Here is a 22,163-nt window from a genome sequence, read left to right as displayed (position 1 = left end):
GTCCTGCAAGTTCGTTCGGTGACAGGCGCGGGCGAGAGACCCGGAGGCGGTGCCGCCGCGACGCCCTCATACTGGGCGTATTCGGGCGTTGCGGCGGTGCCGCCTCCGGGTCCCTCGGCCGCTACTGTCGCCCAACGAGACTTGCAGGACAGCGCCTAGGTGGTCGTGGTCGTGGGGTCCGTTTCACTGATCGGGTCGCCGGTGGGATCACCGGTCGGATCGTCGGTGGTGTCGGTCGGCAGGCCGGTCGGTCCGCCGAGCGCCTGGTTGAGGTAGGTCTGCGCGTTCGCGACGAACTCCGCGAGCTCGGCCGCCGTCACCTCGTTCAGCTCCTCCGTCGTCGAGTACTCGAGCACGAGCCGTTGCAGGCCCTCCGCGTACGTGACGAACAGGTTGATCACGGTCTCCAGGTACTTCCGTGTGGTGTTCGTGATCGACACGGTCCCGCTGACCTTGCCGATCAGCTGGCCCGCGTCGTAGAAGCGACCTGGCCTGAGGTTCACCGTCTTGAGCTCGTCGAGGAGCGGTTCGACGATCCCCTTCAGGAGCAGGAGGTTCTCGGCGAACAGCTTCAGCGCCGCCGTGTTCACCCTGATGTCACCCTTGCCGCTCTCGTCGTTGCGCGGAACGGCGGGTGGACGGGTGGTGTTCGCGTAGTACTGACCGGGAGCACCGTTCCAGTCCCCGGTGTTCTCAGGCGGCGCCTGCGGCAACTTCTCCGGGACCGTCTGGTACGTCTGCTCCCACTCGCTGACGATGTCGCCCACAACTGCTCCTTCCGATTCGACCGGGCTCGCGGGGGCCGCCGGGCGCCGGCGGCACCCGCGACCTCACTTCACGCTGTAGCCGCCCCAGGCGTTCATGCCCGTGTGCTCGACCTTGAGGTAGCCCGACGTGATGTGGTTGAGCGCGATCTCCGCGGAGTTCAGGCTGAACGGCATGCGCTGCGCGGCGGCGTCCCACTGCTGCTTGGCGACCAGGTACTGGTCCTTGGCACCGTCCTGCCAGTCCTGCAGCGTGTTCATGACCTGCGTGTGCATGTTCTCGAGCTCGTTCTGCAGCTGCTTGGTGACGGCGGCCATCTGGTCGCGGACGGAGTCCGCCATGCCGCGGTCGAAGGTGTAGGTGGGCAAGGCACTGTCCTTTCAGGAGGGTGGAGTGGTCGTCCTGCCTACATGCCGGAGAGGCCGGGCCCGGTCGGGATGGACGAGGCCACCTCGGTGTTGGCGCTCTCGCCCGCGGTGATCGCCTGGCGGTTGCCGTTCATGACCTCGATCATCTCGCCGAGCTTCGTGACGATGACCTGGCAGTCGTCCATCCAGGCCTTCATCGAGGTGTCGAAGGCGATCGAGGCGTCACCGGTCCAGGTCGACTTCAGGGTGGCGAGCGCGTCGCTGACGTTCTGCACTCCCTGCCTCGCCGTGGACTGCGTGTTGGCGAGATGACCCGCCGCCTGCTGCATTCCCGGGGTCGTGGTTGACACTGCGGCCATGAGGGAATCTCCTTCACCAGAGGTCCTTTGTGGCAGAGCCCACCACGAAACCCTTGGCACATCAGCACTTCGCCCCACCGACTGCCCGTCAGACCCACACAGGCGTCACGTTCACCCTTGTCCTGGAACGTCAACGTCCTTCCAGGACACCACTCGCACGCCCGCGGTCTCCCGGGCGTACAGGTCGCGCACCCGGTCGTCCTCCAGCATCAGCGTGTCCCGCAGGAAGTCACCGGCGAGCCGCACCGCGGCGGGGCCACCGGGGTTGACCAGCACGTCGACGCCGTCGGCCAGCGACACCACGAGCTCGTCGAGGTCGATCCGCCGCCACCCGGGCGACTCGACCCGCGTGCGGTGGGCTTCGCCGGTCGCGATGACGGCGCACGGCACGTCGTCCGGCGACCTGAGGATCAACGGCCGCCCGTCGCCGTTCATCGCCAGGTCGAACAACGAGTCCCGCACCATCAGCTGGACCTGTTCGGCGCTCGCCCTGCTGTGCAGGGCGAGCCGCAGCACGGCGTCCAGCGGGTCGGTCGGCGCGTCCTCGTCGGACGGCACGTGCCGCGGGTTCGCCCGGAACCGGCCGAGCGTTCCCCCGTCCTCCACCGGCCACAGCCCGACGACCGCCTCGATCGGCGGTAAGTCCTCGTCGCCGCGCGGCTGCCACGCCGGGTCGACCAGGAGGAACCACTGCTGTGCCACCGTGTTGGTGTCGCTCCTGGTGTCCACCGGCTGAGCTCCTAGCGCGTCGGGTGCGTGCCACTGGAGTCTCCTACCGGTGCTCGGTGCCGGGCTCTCCTTCTTGCGCGATCACCGGCGGGGTCTTCCCTTTCGCCCTGTCTCCGTCGCGGTCACGGCGACGTCGGTCGCACCGAACACGGTCACCGGCTCGAACCAGGCCTGCTTGATCCAGTAGGCCTGGGACCCCGGCACCGGTGTGGCCGCCTCGCACCGGAACAGGCCGGGGTTCCTCGGCGCCGGATCGCCCACCTTCCCGGCGGCGAGGACGACCGCACTCCGGTAGATCTCCTCGGCGCTGCCGTGCACGGTGCCGTCTTCGCGCACGTGCGGAAAGCTGACCGCGGCACCGGGTTCGGTCTCGATCGCGCTCACCACGAGGAACGAGCGGCCGAAGCGGAACCGGCCCGGTGTGCCGAAGGAGACGCCGCCGGGCGAGAGGTGCATCCGGCGCGAGCACCCGCCGGGAGCCATCGCCCTGGCGAACTCCGGCAGCTCCCCTGCCTCGTCACCGGCGACGAGCAGCACCAGGTCGACGCCGGGATCGGTGCCCGCGATCTCGCGCAGGTCGCCGAGGTCGCGCAGCACCTCGCCCAGTTCGACGGAGGTGAGCGTGGCCGGCTGTCCGTCCCGCCTGGTCACGGCGAAACCTCCCGCGGTGCCCTGGGCGACGACGAACACGGGCGGCCGGGAAGGATCGAACGGCGCCTTCGTCGAGGTGCCCTGGGAGTCGAGGAACGTCCGCAGGCTCGTGCGGTCGGCCGCGGCAAGCCAGCCGGCGATCTCGTCGACGAACCGGTCGCCCTCCTCACCCGGTGGCCTCACGACCAGCAGCGAGAAGCTGCCGTCCACGCTCGGCAGGACGACGGTGTCCACGTCTCCCGCTCGCCAGGCCGACACCGGCAGGAACGTCGTCTTCCCCGCCAGGGACACCTCACCGGCGCGGATCGTCGCGCCGCCGTCCGCGGCGTGCACGCGGTGGAAGTGGCCGGCCGCCCGCAGGCCACCCGCCAGGTCGAACCCGAGGCCGCCGAAGTTCACCCGCTGCCCGCCGTCCGCGGACACGAGCACGATCTCCCGTTCCGGTCGCTCCCGCAGCAAACGCACGAACTCGGGAAGGCGCAACAACAACTCCGCGAGCCGGGCACCGTCGATCTCGACCATCTCGCCGTCGCGGAGCCGCAGACCGGCGTGGCGCGCATCGCCGTCCAGGGAGATCACGATCGGCTCGGTGCCCGGTGCGAACGAGCCGAGCGACGTGCGGCCCTCCCGCAGCGCGCGGGCGAACTCCCGCACCTCCGCCCCGGTCGCCGTGCGGCCCGTCCCGGACGGGAACCCGAACACCGAGCCGTCCACGACGTGGTCGACGTTCCGCGGTGACGGCACGGTCTCGGTGAACCGGCGATCCCGCGGCACGCTGACGACACTGAGAGCGTTCAGCCGCGTCCGCCCGGAGAAGGAGTACCCGGGCCACGGTCCGGCGGTGGCGGCCAGACTCGTGAACAACTCCTGGGCCGACTTGGCGGGATGCCCGGACGCGGCGTCGTTCGTCGCCACGACCAGGTGCGGCCTCACCTGCCGCTCGTGGGCCTTCGCCAGCACATCGGACGCGAGCAGCAGCGCGGCCATCTCGTCGTCGGCGTCGAAGGGGACCAGGCGGTCACCCTTCTCCAGCAGCACGACGTAGTGGTCGTTCTCCGTCTCCGGCAACGCGAACTCCGGCTCGGTGCCCGGCGCCACCGGCAGGTCGTCGTCGCGCTGGGCCACGATCCGTCGCGAGTGGACGGTGCTGTTGGCGGCGTCCGTCCGCACGTCGTTCCCCGCCTCGGTGGAGGCGGGGAAGCCGACTCCGAACGGCGTGCCGTACGCGTCGACGAGCCGCACCCACCGCACGTCGCCGACTCGCAGCCGGGACACCCGGCGGAACCTCCCGACCTCGTCCCCCTGGGACAGGCCGGCGGCGAAGACCTCGCGGGGCGAACTCGGCGACGCACCGGTGAGGACCACCTCGACGGGCATCTCCGGTTCGCCCGCGATGCCGTCCTGGTACGCCTCGCTCCTCACGACCCGCCCGGCGAGTTCCGCGCCGTCCACCGGTCGTTTGTCGATCTCGGCGTCGTCGCGCGGGAAGAGGACCGCACCCGACGTGTGCTCGGCGGCCGAGGAGGCTGACCCGCCGGTGTCCGTTGCGCCGGCCTCCTGCTCGTCCTGGGGCGCGCCACCCCTCAGTCCACGCACCACGCGCAGCCCGAACCGGGACCGCAGCCGGCCGGCGACCGCGGCCGCCGCGTGCATCCCGCTGCGCTGGTAGGTGTGGGCCACCACCGCGCGCACGTCGTCCAGCACCTGTTCGCGCGCAACCTGTTCGTCGCTCCGCTGCCCGATGAACAACGAGCCCGTGGGCGCGGGAACGAGGCTGATCGCCGCGCGCAACGCCGCCTCGTGGCGTTGCACGGAGAGCTTGCCCAGCGCCCGCTGCGCCGAGCGGACCTGGTCCTGCCATTCCGGGTCGTTGCCGGAGAAGCCGAAGCGCACGGCCAGTTCGGTCGCACGGGCGGTCGCCGCGGCACGGCCGTGGTCGAGGTGGTGCAACGCCACCACCATCCGCACGTCCTCGAGCAACCGGGCCCGCTGCCCGGTGTCCGCACCCGGCGGCTGGGGCACGAGGGTCCGCGCCCGCTCGTGCAGGTCGGCGTAGCGGCCTGGGCGCGCCAGGAAGAAGAACCTCCTGGCGCGGTCGACCTCGGCCCGCCACGCCGCCGAGTCCTCCGGCGCGGTGCCGCGGGGCGTGCGCACCACGAACCCGCTCGTGCGCGCTCCCTTGCGCGGAACGCGGAACGAGCGAGGAACGGAGGCCTGGTCACCGTCCAGGGCGGACAGGACCTGGCGGCGCGTGATCGGTTTTCCCGCAACAGGTTCGGGGCGCGCTGCGGTGATCGGGATGCCGTGCCGCCGCGCGAACTCCTCCGCGCGGCCACGCACCTCCTGCGGCAGGTCGTCCGGCAACGACAGCTCGCGCACGTCGCGGTCGAACCGGACGCCGCCGAAGACCTGCACCTCCAGGCCGAGCGCCTCCTGCGGAGTGATCCCCGGCAATCCGAGCGCGTTGCGCACGACCGCTTCGAGGACCTCCTTCTCGTGCCGCAGGTCGAGCAACACGTCGACGAGGTGCGCGCGCGGAGGGTTCTGGGCGCGTGTGCTGTACAGGGCGCGCTGCCGGACCTCCTGCTTGAGCAACAGGTGGCTCGCTCCGAAGTACGGGCCTCCCTCGAACGCCCTGGTGTGCTCGTAGTTCAGGTTCACCGCGCCGAACACCGGTGCCTCGGCGGGCCCCAGTCCCCTCCTGCCGGTGTGGCGGTCGTCCTTGTCCCGCCTCCACCTCGGGTAGTTGTAGCCCCGCGCGAGATTGGTGTTGACCTGCGTCCACACCGCGAAACCGGGGTCGGACCGCAGCAGGGCGCGCAGGTGGCGGAGCTGGAAGGGCCTCCGGCTCTCGGCAGCGCGTGCCGTGGCCAGCACGCCCAGCGCGGTCGCGTGCAGTCCCCGCAACCGCAGGGCTTCCGGGCTGCCCGGTTCCACCTCCTCCAGCTCGTCGCGCAGGCGATCGACCTCGAACCGCAGCGCGCGGAGGTCGTACTCCGGGTGGTGCAGCGCGTCCAGGCTCTCCGCGTTCACGACCCGCATCGCGACCAGCGCGGCGGGCAGGTACTCGGCACCGTCCTCCAGCAGTGTTGCCGCGGTGTGCTCGTCACCGAAGAAAGTGCTGCTGTGGAAGGAGATTGTCACCGGCGCGGTCTCGAACCACTCCTCCGCGCGCCGGAGCACGCGGGCCGCCGTCGCGGTGTCCACGCCTCCGAGCACCGGTCGCAGGAGCTCGACCAGCTCGTCCCTGCGCTGCTGCCCGGTGGGCGTCGACCGGACGCGCCGCACGTGGTCGTACTGGGCCGCGGTCAGGCCCGGCGCCGTCACGGATCCGGGCGGTGGCACGGTGCCCGGCGGGTGCAGCCGGCCGCGGGCGAGCACGAGGTCGGTGTCCGTGAACGGGACCGGGTGGTCGGGCTCGGCCCTCGCCACGTCGTCACCGGGAACGGGAGCCTGCCGGTGCGCGGGCCGCCGCGTCGCGGCCAGATCGGTCATCTCGGCGAACTTCGCCACCGCGAAGTCGCTGAGCACGCGGTCGAGCGAGGTGGCGGGAGCACCGTCCTCCCTCGTGCGCACGACCCGTTCGAAGTAGTCGGTCGAGATCTCGCCCGGCAGCTCCGCGAGCCAGAAGTTCCCCTCCGCGTCCGGGTCCCGGTGCACCTCTCCCCGCTCCACCTCGTCGGAGGTGTAGGACAGCATCTCGGCCTCGTACCGGCGTTGCAGCAGGTCCACGACCACCGGAACGTCGAGCCCGGCGCGTTCGGCGACCGCGTCGATCCGCGTGAACGCGGCCGGCAGGTCGATGTCACCGTGCAGGAACGCGGTCAGGGGGTCGTCCGACACCAGCGCGACCGCCACCCGCACCGCCTGCGGCGTCCCCAGCGAAGCCTGGTGCGCGGTGAGGATCCGGCGGGCGATCACGGGACGCAGCAACGGGTCGTTGAACGACTCGGCGACCGCTCTCGCCACGTTCTCGGTCACGGCGGCGAGCTGGAGTGCCTCGCGGTGCACGGGATCGCGGAGGGCGCGGAAACCCGTGCGGACGCCGTCGCCGGAGCCCGCCTGTCTGCCCGCCAGCACGTCGAGGACCCGCACGACGTGCTCACGCACGGACTGCTGCTGCCAGATCCTCACGTCGAGGGCGTCGAGCACGAGCCGTGCCACCGGGATCTCGCCGCGCACGAGGTGGAACACGGCTCCTTCCCTGGACGACGCGGGGTCGTCCGGCTCGGGCGGTGCGACGTCGTCCAGCACCTCCGGTGTGGTGAGCTCGACGTCGTGCCCGGTGGCCCACTCGGCGAGCCGTTCCGGTGTGAGCAGCACGGGGTGGGTGCCCTGCCCGTCGTCCACGAGGAACAGCGGGCCGGAGGCACCCGGCACCGCCCGCAGGCGCGTCACGTGGCCGTGCACGAGGATCTCTGCACCGTCCGTCCGCGCGAGCGCCTGCCAGAACCCGTCCCGCTGCCGGGGTGTCGCGAGGTGCGCGGACAGCGGCCCGTCGGCGAACCTTTCGCCATGGCGAGCGAGTTGTGTGGCGATCGCGCCGCGCGTGCCCGCGGCGGTTCCGATGGCCGCCAGCTTCCGCATCTGCTCGTGCACCTGCTCGGCGACCTCGCGCCAGTCGTCGACCACTCTCGGGTCCGACGGGTCGTAGCGCACCAGGTCGACCGCACGCCGTTCGACGTGGCCGAGCTCGTCCAGCACCTCGGCTACGGCGTCACGGCCGTGCCGCGCCCCGGCCGCCCTCGCGGCGGTTCTCGCGAGGTGCAACGACGTCGCCGGCGTGCTCCCGCCCGTCTCGCCGTGCTCCGCGGCGGCGAACATCGACTCGGCCACCGTCGCACGCCGGGTCACCAGCGCGACGAACACCGGGCTGTGGAGCACGGCGTCACGCGCCTGCGGGCTGAGGTTCACGAGCCCGAGGTGGGCGAGGCGCACCGGCAGCGAGGCGGCGGCCGGCACGAAGAGCCCTCGCAGGGCCGAACCGGGCGCCGTGAACGGGTCCGTCTGGCCGGTCACCGCCGACGTCAACTCGGCGAGCAGCGCCGTGAGCCCGGCCGCGGTGATCGGCCGGATCTCCTGGCGGTCCACCTCCGTCCCACCGCCGTCCCGCACGAAGACCACCCGCTGCCGGACGGGCACCAGCGCCGCCGCGAGCACGGCGTCCTGGACGACGTCGCGCGCCTGCCGCACGACCGCCTGGTCGCCCTCGAACTCCGCGAGCGCGGTGTCCAGCGCGACCAGCTGTGCGCGGATGTCCTGCGGAAGCTCGTGACGCTCCAGCGCGCCCGTCCTCGCCAGCACGCCGTACTCGGCGACCGTGTGGCGCACGGCCTCGTCCGGGAGCTCCAGGTGGGACAGTCCGGCGAACGCCGACAGATGGCCCGCGGTGACCTCGTCGACGAGCGCGGCCTCCGGCGAGGTGCTCGCGGTCGAGGACTCGCCCGCGGACCGAACCGCCTCGGGCCGGGAGTCCCGCGCACCTCCCACCAGCCCGGTCAGCCGGGTGATGCCGAGGTAGCGGACCAGCTTCGGCACGAGCGCTCCGGCCGCGTCCGGCCCCTGCCTTCGCAGGGTGTGCGCGACCACGTCCCTGGCCTCGTCGAGCTTGCGCTGGAGCTCCAGCTGCTCGGGGGTGCGGGTCTCCGCGCCGATGAACAGCAGCCCGGCGGGTGAGGGCACCATGCCGATGACCGTGCGCGTCAGCTCGGTGTGGTCGTCCTCGGCCAGCTTGCCGAGGAACCTGCGGGCCGCCGCGACGCGGTCGGCCCACTCGACCGCGGACGGCGGGTCGCCGAGCGGGTCCGGGTCCGGCGCCGGTTCCGGCAGGCGGCCGAGGACGTCCCGCACGCGCTGGTCCGCGTCGCTCCTCTGCTGTTCCGACTGCGCTGACGCGAGCTCCTCGCGCGCGGCGAGCAGGTCCGTCCACTCCGGACTGTCGCGCGCCAGGTCCACCGCGGCCAGGACGACGTCGCTCGTCAATGGCGCACCCGGCTGCGGGGTGCGCCGGTCCGTGGTGACCGGGATGCCGTGCGCCGCGGCGAAGGTCTCCACACGGGCGCGGACGTCGTCCGGCAGGTCTGCCGGCGGCAGGGACAGCTCGGCCACGTCGCGGTCGAACCGCAGCCCGCCGAAGACGTGCGTCTCCAAGAAGAGGAACCCCTGCGGTGTGATGCCTTCGAGGCCCAGCGCGTTGCGCAGCACGGCCTCGACCATCTCGTTCCTACCCGCGAGGTACATGTCGTGCAGCAGGTCGGAGAGGTGGATCCTGGGGACGCCGCTCGAGTTCACCGAGTAGTAGGCGCGCTGCCTGATGTCCTGGCGCAGCAGCAGGTGGCTCTCGCCGTAGTACTGGGCCCCCTCGAACGCCCTGGTCTGCCGGTAGTTGAGGTTCACCGCGCCGAACACGGCGTTCTCCCCCGGCACGAAGCCCTTCCTGCCGGTCGCCAGGTCGTCCTTGTCCCGCCGCCACCTCGGGTAGTTGTCGCCCCGGTACGGATCGGTGTTCGCCTGCGTCCAGAACTTCAGCGACGGGTCGGACTCCCGCAACGCCGCGAGGTACCGCGCCTTGCTCGGCCTGCGCGACTCGGCCTGCTCGGCGGACCGCAGCGTGGCCCTGGCCCTGAGCAGTCGCTGCCACGTGCCGGTCGTCACCGCCATGTCCCCGGCGTACCAGGCATCGGCGTAGGCCGTCTCCAGGCGCGCGGCCTCTGCGCGCAGCACGTCCAGGTCGTGCTCGGGCTCGTCGAACGACGTGCCGGCGTCAACGTGCCGCACACCGAGCCGCGAGGCGGGGAGGTACTCGGCACCGCTCGCCGTGAGCGACTCCGCCTTGTGGTCGCTGCCGAACAGGGTGCGCGCGGCGAAGGAGATGGTGATCGGCGCCGTCGCGAACCACTGCTCCGCGCGGGCCAGCACCCGCGCCGCCGTGCCGGCGTCGACCACGCCCAGCGTGTGCTGCAGCCACCAGACGACCTCGGCGCGACGCTGTTCGTCGGGCGGCGCCGACCGGACCTCCTTCAGCCGCTGGTGCTGTTTCGCCGTCATGGCCGCGGCCCTCGGGATGCCGGGGGGAGCGATCGCGTCGTCCGCCGTCCGCAGGCGGTCCGCTGATCCCGTCAGGTCGTCGTCGCCGAACCCGATCGGCTGCCGCGAGCGTCGCGCGACCTCCGGGTCGGCCGGCGGGGACGGCTCGGCGGTGTCGCCGTGCGAGACCAGGTCGCGCAGGGCGGCGATCCGTGCCGCCGCCTCGTCGGTCAGGGTGAGGTCGAGCGTGGTGCCGGGCCAGGCGGGACTCTCCGGCTGCCGCACCACGCGCCGGTAGTACTCGGGCGAGATCTCCCCCGGCAGGTCCGCCAACCCGAAGTTGCTGGTCGTGTCCGGGTCGGGGTTCAGCACCCCGTGGGCCACCTCGTTCTCCGTGTAGGAGAGCATCTCCGCCTCGTAGCGCCACGCCAGCAGCTCGACGGTCTCCTGCGGCGTGAGTCCCGCACGTTCGGCGATCTCGGCGACCCGCGCCGCCGCGGCGGCCTCGTCGATCCCGCCCCGCAGCAGGGCGTCCAGCGGATCGTCCGACACCAGAGCGGCGGCGACGCGCACGACCTCGGGCGAGCCGAGGTCGTCGGCGTGCGCGGTGATGATCCTGCGGGCGAACAACGAGGTGAGCACCGGGTCGTTGAACGACTCGGCGGCCACGCGTGCCACGACTCCGGCCACGACGGCGAGTTTCAGCGCCTCGGCGTGCGCGGAGGGCTTCGTGCCGCCGGACCGTTGTGCCGGGTCCGGCAGGTCCGCCTGCCTCCTCGCGACCCTCCCGTCCAGGACGTCCAGTCCCCGCACCGCGTGCAGGTGCGCGGTCTGGCCCTGCCGGATCAGCGCCTCGTCGTCGAACACCTGCCGCGCCAGCGGTATGGCGAGAACGCGGTCGAGCACGTCGCGCTGCTCGGGCGCGTTCGTCTCCTCCTCCTGGCCGTGCACCTCGGCCGCCGACGACGACTCACCACGTTCTCCCTCCACAGTGGATTTCTCCACAGTGGACTCCTCGTGCGGCCTGACGCCGCCGAGACCGAGGGCACGGGTGCGCCGGAGGTCGAACCGCTGCCGCAGTTCCGCGCCGCGTTCCTCGGCGACCTCACGCCCGTGCTGCACGAACGTGTGCGCCACCACCGCTCGGACCTCGTCGACGAGCTGTTCCCGGTCGAGCTGCTCGCGCGTCTGCCGTCCGATGAACAGCGAGCCGTCCGGCGGTGGCACGATCCGCCGCGCCTCGGCCTCCGCCCTGGCCCGGTCGGCGACGGGCAGGCGGGGCAACAGGTCGAGCGCCGAGTCGACTTCGGCTAGCCAGGCCTCGGACAGGTCGTCGGCCTCGCTCGCGAAGGGGCGTTGGTAGATCCGCACGCCGTCGCCGGTGACCGTCACGCCGGGCGCGGTGAACGTCTCCGGGTCCGGCTGGGCCGGTTCGTCGGTGCCGTCGGTGGACACCGATCCCGTCTCCAGCTCCAGCCGCAGTCCCGTGATCGGCTCGCCGTCCGCGTCGAGCACGAGCGCGTACACGCCGAACATGGCCGGGTGGACGTGTCCCTCGGCGGGCTCGACGGTGCCGAACTGCGGGTCGACGACGTAGACGGTCCCGTTGTGGTTGACGAGGTTCCAGGCGTGCCCGTTGCCGCTCACGGCGTCGCCGAGCACCAGGGCGCCCGCGCCGTGACCGGCCTCCCGCAGCGCGCCGATCACCTGGGCGAGCGCGCTCGGACCGCGGCCCACCCACTCCGGGTGGTGGCCGAGGTTCTCGCGGACCATCTCGTACTGGACCTTGGCCCCGAGCTCCACCACGCCCGCGCCCGCCGTGCGCGGCCGTCCCCGCCACGTCTCGAGGAACGCGATCGCGCAGTCCACGCAGTTCTCCAGCCGTCCCGGCTGGCCCAGCACCGAGCCGTTGATCAGGCGGGCGAACGTGCCCGGCTCGGCGAACCGGGTGCCGGGCGGGACGGTCGAGTGAAGCAGGTCGGTCAGCGCCCGCGGCGCCGGGTCGAGTTCCGGGGTGAAGGCTTCGGTCATCTGCTCGGCCGCGGTGTGGCCGTAGCGCGACGAGTCCGCCCAGCCCGGTTGCCGGAACAGGGCGAAGTCGCGCGAGGTGTCCGAGAGCTCCGAGCCGGAGGACACCGTCTCCTCGTCCTCGTCCAGCCCGGAGTCGACGCCGTGGTCGACGGCGAAGTCGGCGACGGCCTGCCGCGCCTGCCGTCGCCCGAGCACGTCGGTCCAGAACGCGGCGACGTCGCGCAGCTCCTGGTCCGCCGGGCTGCCGAGCGCGTCCGCCACCCGCGCGGCACCGTCGTCACCGCTGGTGAACATCAGGTCGCCGACCCGGTCCGGGTCCAGCCGGGCGAGGTGGGCGCGTGCGCCGGCGACGACGTCGTCCCACGCCGGGGTGAGGTCGTGGGTGACTCCCGCGCCGAGGTCGGCGGCCAGCCGGTCGCGCCACCCGTCGTCCGCGGCCTGGAAGTGGTCGTGGAACAGGCGGCGCCGCGACGGCGTCATGGCTCCGGACAGTTCCGCGAACAGCTTCCTGCCCTCGGCGGTGAGCGAACCGTGCCAGGCGTCGAACCGCGCGCGGGTCCGCGCGTCCCCACGCGCCGTGTCCATCCACGGTGGACTGAACGAGGAGGCGTCCGCGATCACGAGCTCGGCCCGGACGGGCCCGTAGCTGAACTCCGGCATGACCGGGACCTCCGACAGGTCCCACTCCACGAGCCGGTTCGGGTCGCCGTCGGACAGCTCCACGCCGTGCGCGGCCGTCCACTGCGCCACCGTCAAAGGCTCTGCGGGGCTGACGGCCGGGTCCAGCACGAGAAGGCCGTCCGGCGCTGTGCTGACGGGCACCGCGAGCGCGGTGTGCGTCCGCTCGCCCACCAGGAACACGCGCTTCACCCCGGTCACCCCGGCGTCGGTGAGGGCGTTCAGCCACAGGTGTGCGTCCGCGTCCGAGTCGGTTCCCGTGACCGGTGTCGCGGCGAGCCTCGCGAGATGGGCGGACGCCTCGGGTGGCGCCGACCGCGCGGTGGCCCCGGAGGGGGTGCCGCCGGAAGGCTGGGCGGTGCGCCGCGACGAGGACCGGACGGCCCGGCTGAACCTGCTGAACGGCCCCCGGTAGCCGGTGAGGCCGTGGACGTCCCTGAGTTCGGCGGCCAGGTCGACGGCGGCCTGCCGGCCGCGGGCGTGGTGCTCACCCGCCACCACGGCTCGGATGTCGTCGTGCAGCCTGACCCGCTCTTGCTCCGCAGGGGTCCGCCAGCGGCCCTGTGGTCTGGGTGGCGACGGCACCAGCTTGCGCACGGCATGGTCCACTTCGTCGTACAGGTCCGCCTGGACGGTGGTCCGGGTGTACCGGCTGCGCGAGTCATCGGCCTGCTGTCTCAGCTCTTCAGGCGACCACGTCGACGCGACCGTGGTACGCGGGGTGCGGCGCGGCGCACCGGTCGAGCGCCCCTGGTTCACGCCGTGGCCGGACGAGGTGCCCCCGCGCGAAGTGGTCCCGTGCGAAGCACCGCCCTGCGAGGTGCCCGGGAGGGTGTGCGCGCCACCAGACCCGACCGGGTTGCGCACGATCGTGAACGACGCGGGCGCGGTCCCCGGCGCCGCGACCGGACGAGGCGCGGCACCGGACCCGACCGCCTTGCGCCGGATCAGGCCGGCTGCGGGCGGCGGAGGAGGTGGGGGCGGAGGGAGCGGCGGGGGCGCGGTCGAGAGGCCGAGCGCCACCTCTTCCTGGAACTGCAGCGCGGCGACCTCCGCCGCGTGCCGCTCCCTCGCCTGCCACCAGTCGAGCTCCGCGGTCTGCAGGGCGGCCTGCGTCGCGTTCTCCTGCTCCAGCGCGGTGATGTACGCCGACACCAGCCCGTCGGTACCGGCCGCCGTGAGCGTCGCGCGAAGGGCGGTGCGCTGGTTCCTCGCGGTGGTCAGGCGGACCCGGGCCTGCTCCAAGTCGGTGAGCCTCGACGTGGACTCGGCCGGCGCGGCGCCCGGCGTCGTCCTCGCGCGCTCGTACTGGCCGAGCAGGATGTTGTACGCCCTCCTGCCCAGCTTGACCTTCAGGTCGAGTTCCCTCAGCAGGTTCGCGTCGGCGAGCATCGCCGTGTCGAGTGCGCGTTCGCGGGTGCGGAGCTCCGCGGTCGCTCCGAGCGCGGCTTTCTCCGCGTCCACCCACGCCTTGCCCTTCGCGGCCAGGTCGGTGGTGGCGGTGACGAGGGTCGCGGACAGCGTCGTGCCGGTCATGGTGGCGGCTTCGGTGTCCGACATCCGCAGGGCGTACGCGTCGTCGACGCGCACGTCCTGGTAGCTCACCAGGTCGCGGTGCAGCAGGGACTTCCTGCGCCTGGCGACGAACCGGAACTCGACGTCCGCGAGCACGGCGCGCGTGACCTCGTCCTTGGTGCTGTGCGCGGAGCCCAGCACCGGGTCGGACACCGACGACTTGTCGGACCTCTCGCCCGCCAGCTGTTCCGCGGAGGGGCCGGTGAAGTTGGTGCGCTGGTGCTGGGCCGTGCCCGCCCGGTCCTCGAACGCGCCGCGCAACGGCGGCGGCGCACCCGCAGGCTGGCTCGCCGTGTTCGACTCGCCACCGGTGCCGAACGGCGCCGTCTCGATGACCTCGAACTCACCGCCGGTCTTGAGCTCGACCTTCTCCTCGGTGGTGTCCTTGCGGCCCGAGGTGACCTCGACGTTCGCGCTGGTGCTCGCGAACCGGGGCCTCTCCGGCAGGCGGAGGTGGATCTCGAGGTCCCTGGCCAGGTTCCTCGGCAGCGGGAGCTTGAACGTGCCGTCGGCGCCCGCGGACAACGCCGCGCGCAGGCTCGCCGGGGTGATGGCGGCCTTGATCGCCCGCTGGACCTTGGGCGTGATCTTGACGCCGGAGTGCTCGAGCACCTCCTTCGCGTGGGTGTGCAGGGCCTCCACGTCACCGAAGAAGTGCTCCGCCCAGAAGGTGCCGAGACCGGGCAGCTGCTGCGCGGGCGTTCCCGGGGTCACCGTGGTGCGCCAGGTCGTGAGATCGGCCTTGCCGAGCCTGCCCCTGCGCACGCCGCTCGCCGGCTGGTGGTGGCCCAGGCGTCCGCCGGACTTCGGCTTCGGCAGCGACTCCTCGGCGATCTTGGTGAGGTCGACGTCCTGCGTCTGCGTCACCTCGGCCAGAGCCTTGCCGTGCCGCCGGATCCGCACGGTCACGTCCAGCTGCCCGCGGTGGACGGCGGCAGGACCCTTCAGGGAGGCGGAGTGCGTGTACTCGGACCCGGTCTCGACGGTCTTCTTGCGGTCGCGGATCCCCTTGACGAACTCGACGCCGAGCCCGGCACCGATCTGTCCCTGCGCCCGGCCGTTCTCCGTCGCGGGCCCCTGCCTCTCCCGGATGGCGAGCGCCGGACGGGCGGAGGCGATGAGGGTGAGCAACGCCCGCACCCTGCTCTTGACCGTCTCGCCCCCGAGCTTCGCGGTCACCGACACCTTGAGCTCGGACAGGTTCTTGACCTCTCCGCGGTCGGGGGTCGCGGTCAGGTTCGCGTCCACGGTGAGCTCGTAGGTGCGGCCACTGGTCCTGTCCTCGAGCCGGATCGCCATCGTGGTGTCACCGTTGAGGAGGCTGTTCATCATCCGGTTCGGGTCGGACAGGAACGCCTTGATCTCGGCGATGTTGGGGTTCTTCTGGTCGAGCGTGCTGTCGGGCAGCAACCGGTCCGCCAGGTCCTTGCCCACGTCCGGGTGGGCGGCGAGCTTCATCCGCAGGACGTCGATCGTGGCGGTGAGGTCGATCGGCGCGAGGACACCGCCGAGCCCGAGCGACGGTTTGGTTGTCTCCCCCGGCCGCAACGACCGCGGCGGTTCGACGCTCGTGACGAGGTCCGGCGTCCTGGGAGCGGGTGTGGTCGCCGCGCCGGTGCTCAGCTCGGCGAACTGGTCCTCGGTGAGCCACACCAGCATCGACTCGGGGAGGTCCAGCACCTCCCCCGCCGTCCTGGAGGGATCGGGCTTCGCGGCACCGAAGCTCAGGTTGCCCTTGTGCTGGGCCTCGGCGACGACGGTGGCCTCGACGTCGAGACGGGCCAGCACCATGCGCTGCGGCCCCGTGCCGACCTTGAGCTTCTCCCCGCTCTCCAGCTGGTCGGACTTCGCGTTGCCGCGCGTGATCCCGTACGGCACCGCGACGAGCACGAAGACACCGCGCGCGCCGACCTCGTTCACACCGCCCGCGGCCGGCGTGTACTGGCGCTGGGTCAGCACCGGCACCGCGACCACGTAGGCCCTGAGCTGATCGGTCGTGCCACCGCCGCCCACGGTCTTGTTCGAGCCCTCGAGCTCCTTGACCTGTTCCTGGAACTCCTCCGCGGTGACCTGACGGGCCGACAGCTTCGGCTTGAACGACACGCCCAGCGACGCGAACAGGTCCTCGGACCGCCGCTCGTACTTGAGCTCGCCGGAGTCGATGACCGTGGTGCGGTTGAACAACCTGGCATCGCTCTTGAGCGCCTCCGGCGAGAGGCGGGCGTTGATCGCCTGCGCGATGGCCTCGTTGCGGGACTTCACGATCGGGTCGTCGTCGGAGGCGTCCCCCAGCACGTCCGCGGCGGACCGCTGGAGGTCCTCCGCTCCGGTGAAGGACACCACCTCGACGTCGTCGAACGACCGCGGCATCGCGGGTGGCAGCGCGTGCGGCTTCAGGGCCAGTCCCGCCAGCGGCCGGGTCGGTGCCGGCACCGGTGCCACGTGCGGGGCCGCCGCGGGGCCGACGTCGGAGAGCAGCACCTCGGGCACCAGGATCCGCGCGTCGATGGGCGGCAGCGTCGTCGAGGCGAGGTTCTGGGTGGCCGGTGCGTGCCTGCCGCGGCGGCCGAAGCTGAGCTTGCGGATCTTCTTGTTGTGCCGCTGCCGGTACTCGACGTCGCCGGTGATCGTGACGGTCGCCTTGAACTGGCGCACCTGGTGGTCACCCAGTTTGCCGTCCTGCTTCAGCGTGTCGCCCTTGCGGCGGCTGGTGGAGCGCTTGCCCTCGATCGTCTGCGCGACCTCGGAGGTCCAGGCCCGCGCGCCGCGGACACCGAGCAACAGGACGCCGAACGGTGTGGTGGTCGCGGGCTGGCCCCCGAACGGGGCGAGGGTGCGCCCCTGCGGCCCCGTGCCGAGCTCGATCTGCCTCTGCTGCTTGTTCTCCAGGCTGATCACGTCGTTGTTCTTGTAGATGCCGACCACCTCGTCCGCGGTGAGCACCGGGCCTTCCTCGAGGTTGCCGACCGAGGCCTTGAGCACGACGGTGACGTCCCGTTCGTGCGTCCAGCCCTCCTGCTTGAGCGGAATGGCGAGGCCGGGCCCGGCCATGTGTTCGACCAGGAGCGTCAGTTCCGCGTCGGACAGGGCGTCGGACAGCTTGGCGCCGGTGGCGAGCGCCTCGGCGACCTTCCCGGTCAGCTTGCCCTTGTCGATGTCGGGACTGCCGAACCTCTGGACGAGCCGCTGCTTGTTCTCCTTGCGGTGCGCCAGGTGCTGGGCGAACTTCTTGCGGTCGAGGTATCGGCCCTTCTGGACGGGGTGCTTGGCCAGCAGGTCCGTGAACGCCTTGTCGACGATGCCGCCGCTGTCGAACTCCAGCGTTCCCAGCAGCGCCTGTCCGTTCTCGAACTCGGAGGGCCCCTGCTTGGTCCTTGCCCCGTCGGTGACGAAGGCCGGGGCCGGGGCCGTCCTCGTCACGATCCCGGCGTCCTCCGCGTCCTGCTTGCCCGTCCACTGATGGACGCCGACGGCACCGTCGAGTGTCCACGGCGTGGTGGTGCCGAGCCGCCGGACCTGGATGTCGTACACCAGCTCGTAGCGCACGACCTCGCCCTTGACGTCCAAGCCCTGCTTCACCGCCGACGACCGCGTGAACTTGGAGGAGGCCGTCTTGTCGACGGCCGCGTTCCCCGTGAGGCCACCGGCGACGAGCGTGGCGGGAGCGATGTCGGCACCGCCGCCGACGAACCCGCCGAGGCCCACGCCCCGCGACACGCTCGACTCCCCGGAGTGCTCGTAGTGCTGGTGCTGCTTGGAGGTCAGCTTCCTGGTCTGCGTCGAGTCGGTCACCTTGACCCAGCGGGCGACCGCGCGCATCTGCACCTCGGTGGTCTTCGGCAGCAGCTCGAAGCCACCTCTGTTGCGGCCCTTGAAGAGCGGGTCCGACGTGACCCAGCCGTGTTCAGGGTCCGCTCCGCTGTGGACGGCCATCTTGGGGAGGTTCGACGCGATCTTGCTCTCGCCGAGGAACTCGTTGAGCGCACCGCGCCCGTCGGTGCCGACCGCCGTCGCCTTGCGGTAGTCCTTGCCCAGCAACGTGATGACCTGGTCGGCGAACGGGGGCGGCTGCGCTGTCCCCGGCGCGTTGTGCCTCTTGACCACGACCGCCTCGACGACCCGGACCCTGGGCGGGGCGGCGTTCACCTGCGTGACGTTCTGCCTGGCCAGCTCGGCGGTGCGCTGGGCCGCCGGGGTCCGTCCCGCACTGATGTCGTCGTCGACGGAGTTCAGCGTGCTGAGGGCTCCGGACGTGACCAGCAGGTCCTTCGACACCGCGAGCCCGACGCGGGCGGTGTCCGCCGTCAGCACGGTCGAGTTGTCCGGCTTGACCAGCCTGAAGTCCACCCGCACGGCCACGTCGACCTCGACCGGCTTGTCGAAGTCCATCGAGGACGAGCTGCCGAGCTCCCGCTTGCGCTCGCCCTTGTCGTCCTCGTCGGGCGACACCTGGATGCGCGGGATCGCCTGCACCACCAGGCCCGGCAACGCGCTGCCCTGCACCGTCGGCACGATCGACCCGGTGCGCTTGGTGCTCGCGGCCTCCTCGGTGGTCCGCTTGTGCTTGCCCTTCGCGGTGAGGTCGTAGTCACCGTCGGCCTCGACCGTGAGGTCGTCCCACCGGAAGGTCGACTTCACCTGGAGCTCGTGGTACTTCCCGTCGCCCTTGAGGGTGAGGCGCAGGCCGCCGTCCGCCAGCGTGTCCCCCACCGACACCTTCAGCCTCGCGACCGCCTCGTCGACGCCCTCCCACTTCTTGACCTCCGGCGCGAGCCTCCCGAGCTGCCGCAGGAGGTCCACCGCGTTGCCCCGCACCTCGGTCGCCTGCTTCGAGAGGCCGAGTGACCGGCTCTCGGTCAGGTACTCGGGCAGGGCGTTGCGCACGTCGTCGGGTGTCGTCGTGCCCGTGTAGACCTTCGGCGAGGGCGTGCCGGCGGGCAGCTCCGGCGTCACCGTGTCGTCCGCGTACAGCGACTGGTCCCGGCTTCCCGTGCCGGTGTCGTCGATGCCGATGGTGCGTGCCAGCACGTCGACGTAGCGCTGGGGCATCCGGATGTCGTCCTGGGGTTCCAGGTCACCGTCCTGCCCGCGCACGACATGACGCCCCATGAGCGTGCCCTCGACGTCGATCGCTTGTGGACGGTTGCCGTACTCCTCCACGAGCCCGACCATGTGCCCGAACTCGTGGGCGGTGAACGCGGCGAACTGCCCTGGCCGCCAGTGGTTCTGGTCGACCTCGGCCTCGGGGTCGAGGTGCACGACGTGGTGCACCGGGTCGTTCTCGCCCGCCTGCAGGATCCGGAACCGGAGCAGCTCACCGTTGCGCAGCCTCAGGTCCGGCCGGTTGAAGAACTCGTCCACCGCGTGCTGGGCGTCCTCCACGGCCTGGTGCCGGACCTCGGCGCTCTGCCGGTGCTCCGGGTCGACGTCGACGAACACCGTGACCTCGACGACGTCGTCGTCACCCTGCCGCGCGCGCCGCACCTCGAAGGCGGAGCGGACCGGCGCGGGCCAGCCGGGCGCGACCTGGGTGCGGCCTCGCTGCTGGGCGGGGACCTTCGCGAGCTCGTCGCGCGGGTAGCCGTTCTGGGGCGTTGCCGGGGCGGGGGTGCTCTGGTGGGCGGGAACGCTGTCCACCTCGCGGGTCAGGGGCAGGCGGTGGCTCAGCGGCTCGGTCGCGGGATTGGTCGCGGGCTCGGCCGGGGGTTGCGTGGTGACCTCGGCCGGGGGCGTCGTCTGCTCCGTCACGGGGAACTCGAAGCGCGGCGCCTCGACGGAGGTCGGCACCACCGTGTTGGCCCGGGCGTCGAGGTCGGGCCGAGTCCCCGCGCCCGACTGGGCCACGGGACTGATCTCCACGGCGTCCCTGCCAGTGCCGTTGGGCCCGCTCACCGGCTGCGGCTGCGGACCGACCGGCGCAGCGGAACCCTGCGTCACATCGCTGAAAGGCGGCTCGACCGTCAGCGGAACGTTCCCGCGCACATCGGAGACAGGAGAGATCCCGCCCGGCAGAGGTGATCCCGTGGTCTCCGGCCGTGCCGGCGCGTGCGCGACCGGTTGTGGCGGCGGCGCCGTCGTGTCGGCGGAACCGTCGGCGGGCGACTGGTTCGTGAAGTTCCCGTTCACCGGGGTCGGCGGCACCTCGACAGGCCGGTGTCCCGGCACCTGCCCGCCGGGTGGGTCACCGTCCGACAACACACCGTCCGACAGCACCCCGCCCGGCGGGTGCGGCACGGGCTGGTGCGTCTCGGGAACTCCACCGAGCGACCTGTCCGTGTGCGGCGAGTCCACCCCCAGGACCTCCCCGGCGGGTGGGTTCACACCCGGCACCTCGATGCCTGGCTGCTGCGTCACCGGCACCTCGACACCCGGCTGCTGTACCGGCACCTCAGCGCCCGGCTGCTGCACCACCGGCACCTCGACGTCCGCGAGTTCCTGTCCCGGCCGCACGACGCCCTGCACCTCGTGCTCCTGTCGTGGCGGCGGGTCCACCACCGGCACGACACCGCCGACGTCGACTCCGTCCGACGTGCGCGGGCCGGAGAACCGGTCACCGAGCACCTGGTCGCCTGGGTCTCGCGGTCCTGGCGTGGTCAGCACAGGTCCGTTGTGCGTCAACGGCTTGTCCAGCGCCAGCGGCACCGGCGGGATCACCACCCCGCCGGACCCGTGATCACCACCGAGATAGTCCACACCGGACTCGACGTCGGAGAGATCGCCCACGGGGGGCGGGAGATCAGTGGTGGGCGGAACGACGTCGCCCTCGACCGAGCTCGGCACCTCCCGCACGGGAGGGTCACCCACACCGCCGTCGATCCCGCCGACCTCGTCGTCGCCACCGCCAATGTCGTCGCCACCGCCGAAGTCGTCGCCACCACTGAAGTCGTCGTCACCGCCGAACCCGCCCCGCCCGCCGTCGGTCTCCCCGTGCGGCCCGCCCTCGAACTCACCACCGACCTCGTCGTCGGGCCCGTCGTCGAACCCGCCGCCAGGACCGCCTCCCTCTCCCCCGTCAGACCCGCCTCCCCGCGGTCCCGGCGTCACGGGCGGGGTGAAGGCGTCGAGATCGGGCAGCGTCACATCGCTGTTGACGATCGAGTCGATCTTGTCCCCGATGTCGTCGAACCCCTTCTGCACGCCGCCGCTGAAGGTGCCGCCGATCGCGCCGAAGCCCGCGTCGCTGAGGTCTCCTCCGGTGGCACCGGCGACGCCCAGCCCGACGATGCCCTCCGCGAAACCTTCGGTGATGCCGTGGAAGAGCATCGTGTTCTCGAACTTGGGCGCGTACTTGGCGCCGGTGAGGTGCGCGACCGAGATGAGGCCTCCGGCCGCCATGCCGGCGATGCCGCTGATCACGGTGCTCATCTCGTCCCAGGACTTGCGGTTGCCCTCGATGAACTGGGTGATCTGCACCAGCGCGTCCTGCGCGATCTCGCTCGCGCCCTCTTCGAGGATCTGCCTCAGCACGAGCACCCACGCGCCCAGCCGGTCGAAGATCTCCTTGATCGCCACGCGGGCACCCGTGACGAACGACGGCACGAGCGGCGCCGTGAACGGGCTCGCCAGCGCCCAGATGATCGACGCCGCGAAGAACGCGATCTCCAGCATCATCGAGTAGTTCGAGGACTCGACGTTCAGCGCGAGGTTCTCGAGCGATCCCGCCTGGTTCTCCGCGAGTGCCGCCAGCGCGGGGCCGTGCACGGTCAGCTGGTCGACGTTGCGGCGGAACGCGCTGCCCACGTCGCCGCCGATCGCCTCCTCGATGACCGCCGCCGCGGTGTCGAGGGTGTAGAGCAGCTCCTGCAGCGTGACGCCGTTCTGCCGCCAGGTGTCGGCCAGGTCGCGGGCCGCCGCCACGTCGACGCGCGGGGCCTTCTGGCCCACCACGAGGATCCAGAGCCAGTCGAACGTGGGATCGAACTGGATGTCCATCCCGTCGGACGAACCCGCGACCGCATCGCCGTCATCTGACATACCGGTC

5 protein-coding genes are annotated in these 22,163 nt (G+C 72.0%); all 5 read right to left on the bottom strand.

What is annotated here, in order from left to right:
• Positions 1 to 155 precede the first annotated feature (155 nt).
• Positions 156 to 767 (bottom strand): hypothetical protein, encoded by a 612-nt coding sequence (locus tag ACWF7A_RS42495; RefSeq protein WP_452256136.1) that lies wholly within the window; start codon positions 765 to 767, stop codon positions 156 to 158.
• 63 nt (positions 768 to 830) lie between these two features.
• Entirely contained in the window at positions 831 to 1,133 is a 303-nt protein-coding gene (locus ACWF7A_RS42490) for a WXG100 family type VII secretion target (protein ID WP_452256135.1), read from the bottom strand.
• Between the two features lie 38 nt (positions 1,134 to 1,171).
• The gene (locus ACWF7A_RS42485; RefSeq protein ID WP_452256134.1) at positions 1,172 to 1,492 is read right to left on the bottom strand and encodes a WXG100 family type VII secretion target; all 321 of its coding nucleotides are present in this window, start codon (positions 1,490 to 1,492) and stop codon (positions 1,172 to 1,174) included.
• Positions 1,493 to 1,603: 111 nt separating this feature from the next.
• Entirely contained in the window at positions 1,604 to 2,221 is a 618-nt protein-coding gene (locus ACWF7A_RS42480) for a type VII secretion system-associated protein (protein ID WP_452256133.1), read from the bottom strand.
• A gap of 81 nt (positions 2,222 to 2,302) precedes the next feature.
• Complete coding sequence (locus ACWF7A_RS42475) at positions 2,303 to 22,156, bottom strand: toxin glutamine deamidase domain-containing protein (protein ID WP_452256132.1); 19,854 nt, start codon at positions 22,154 to 22,156, stop codon at positions 2,303 to 2,305.
• Positions 22,157 to 22,163: the final 7 nt, after the last annotated feature.

Source organism: Lentzea sp. NPDC055074, assembly GCF_053608005.1.
Note: the sequence above shows the minus strand (reverse complement) of the source record. Positions and strands in the feature narration are given on the sequence as shown.

Bases quoted from the DNA above. Each gene is read 5' to 3' on its own strand.
- ACWF7A_RS42485 (WP_452256134.1), bottom strand. From the start codon at position 1,492: ATGGCCGCAGTGTCAACCACGACCCCGGGAATGCAGCAGGCGGCGGGT.
- ACWF7A_RS42475 (WP_452256132.1), bottom strand. From the start codon at position 22,156: ATGTCAGATGACGGCGATGCGGTCGCGGGTTCGTCCGACGGGATGGAC.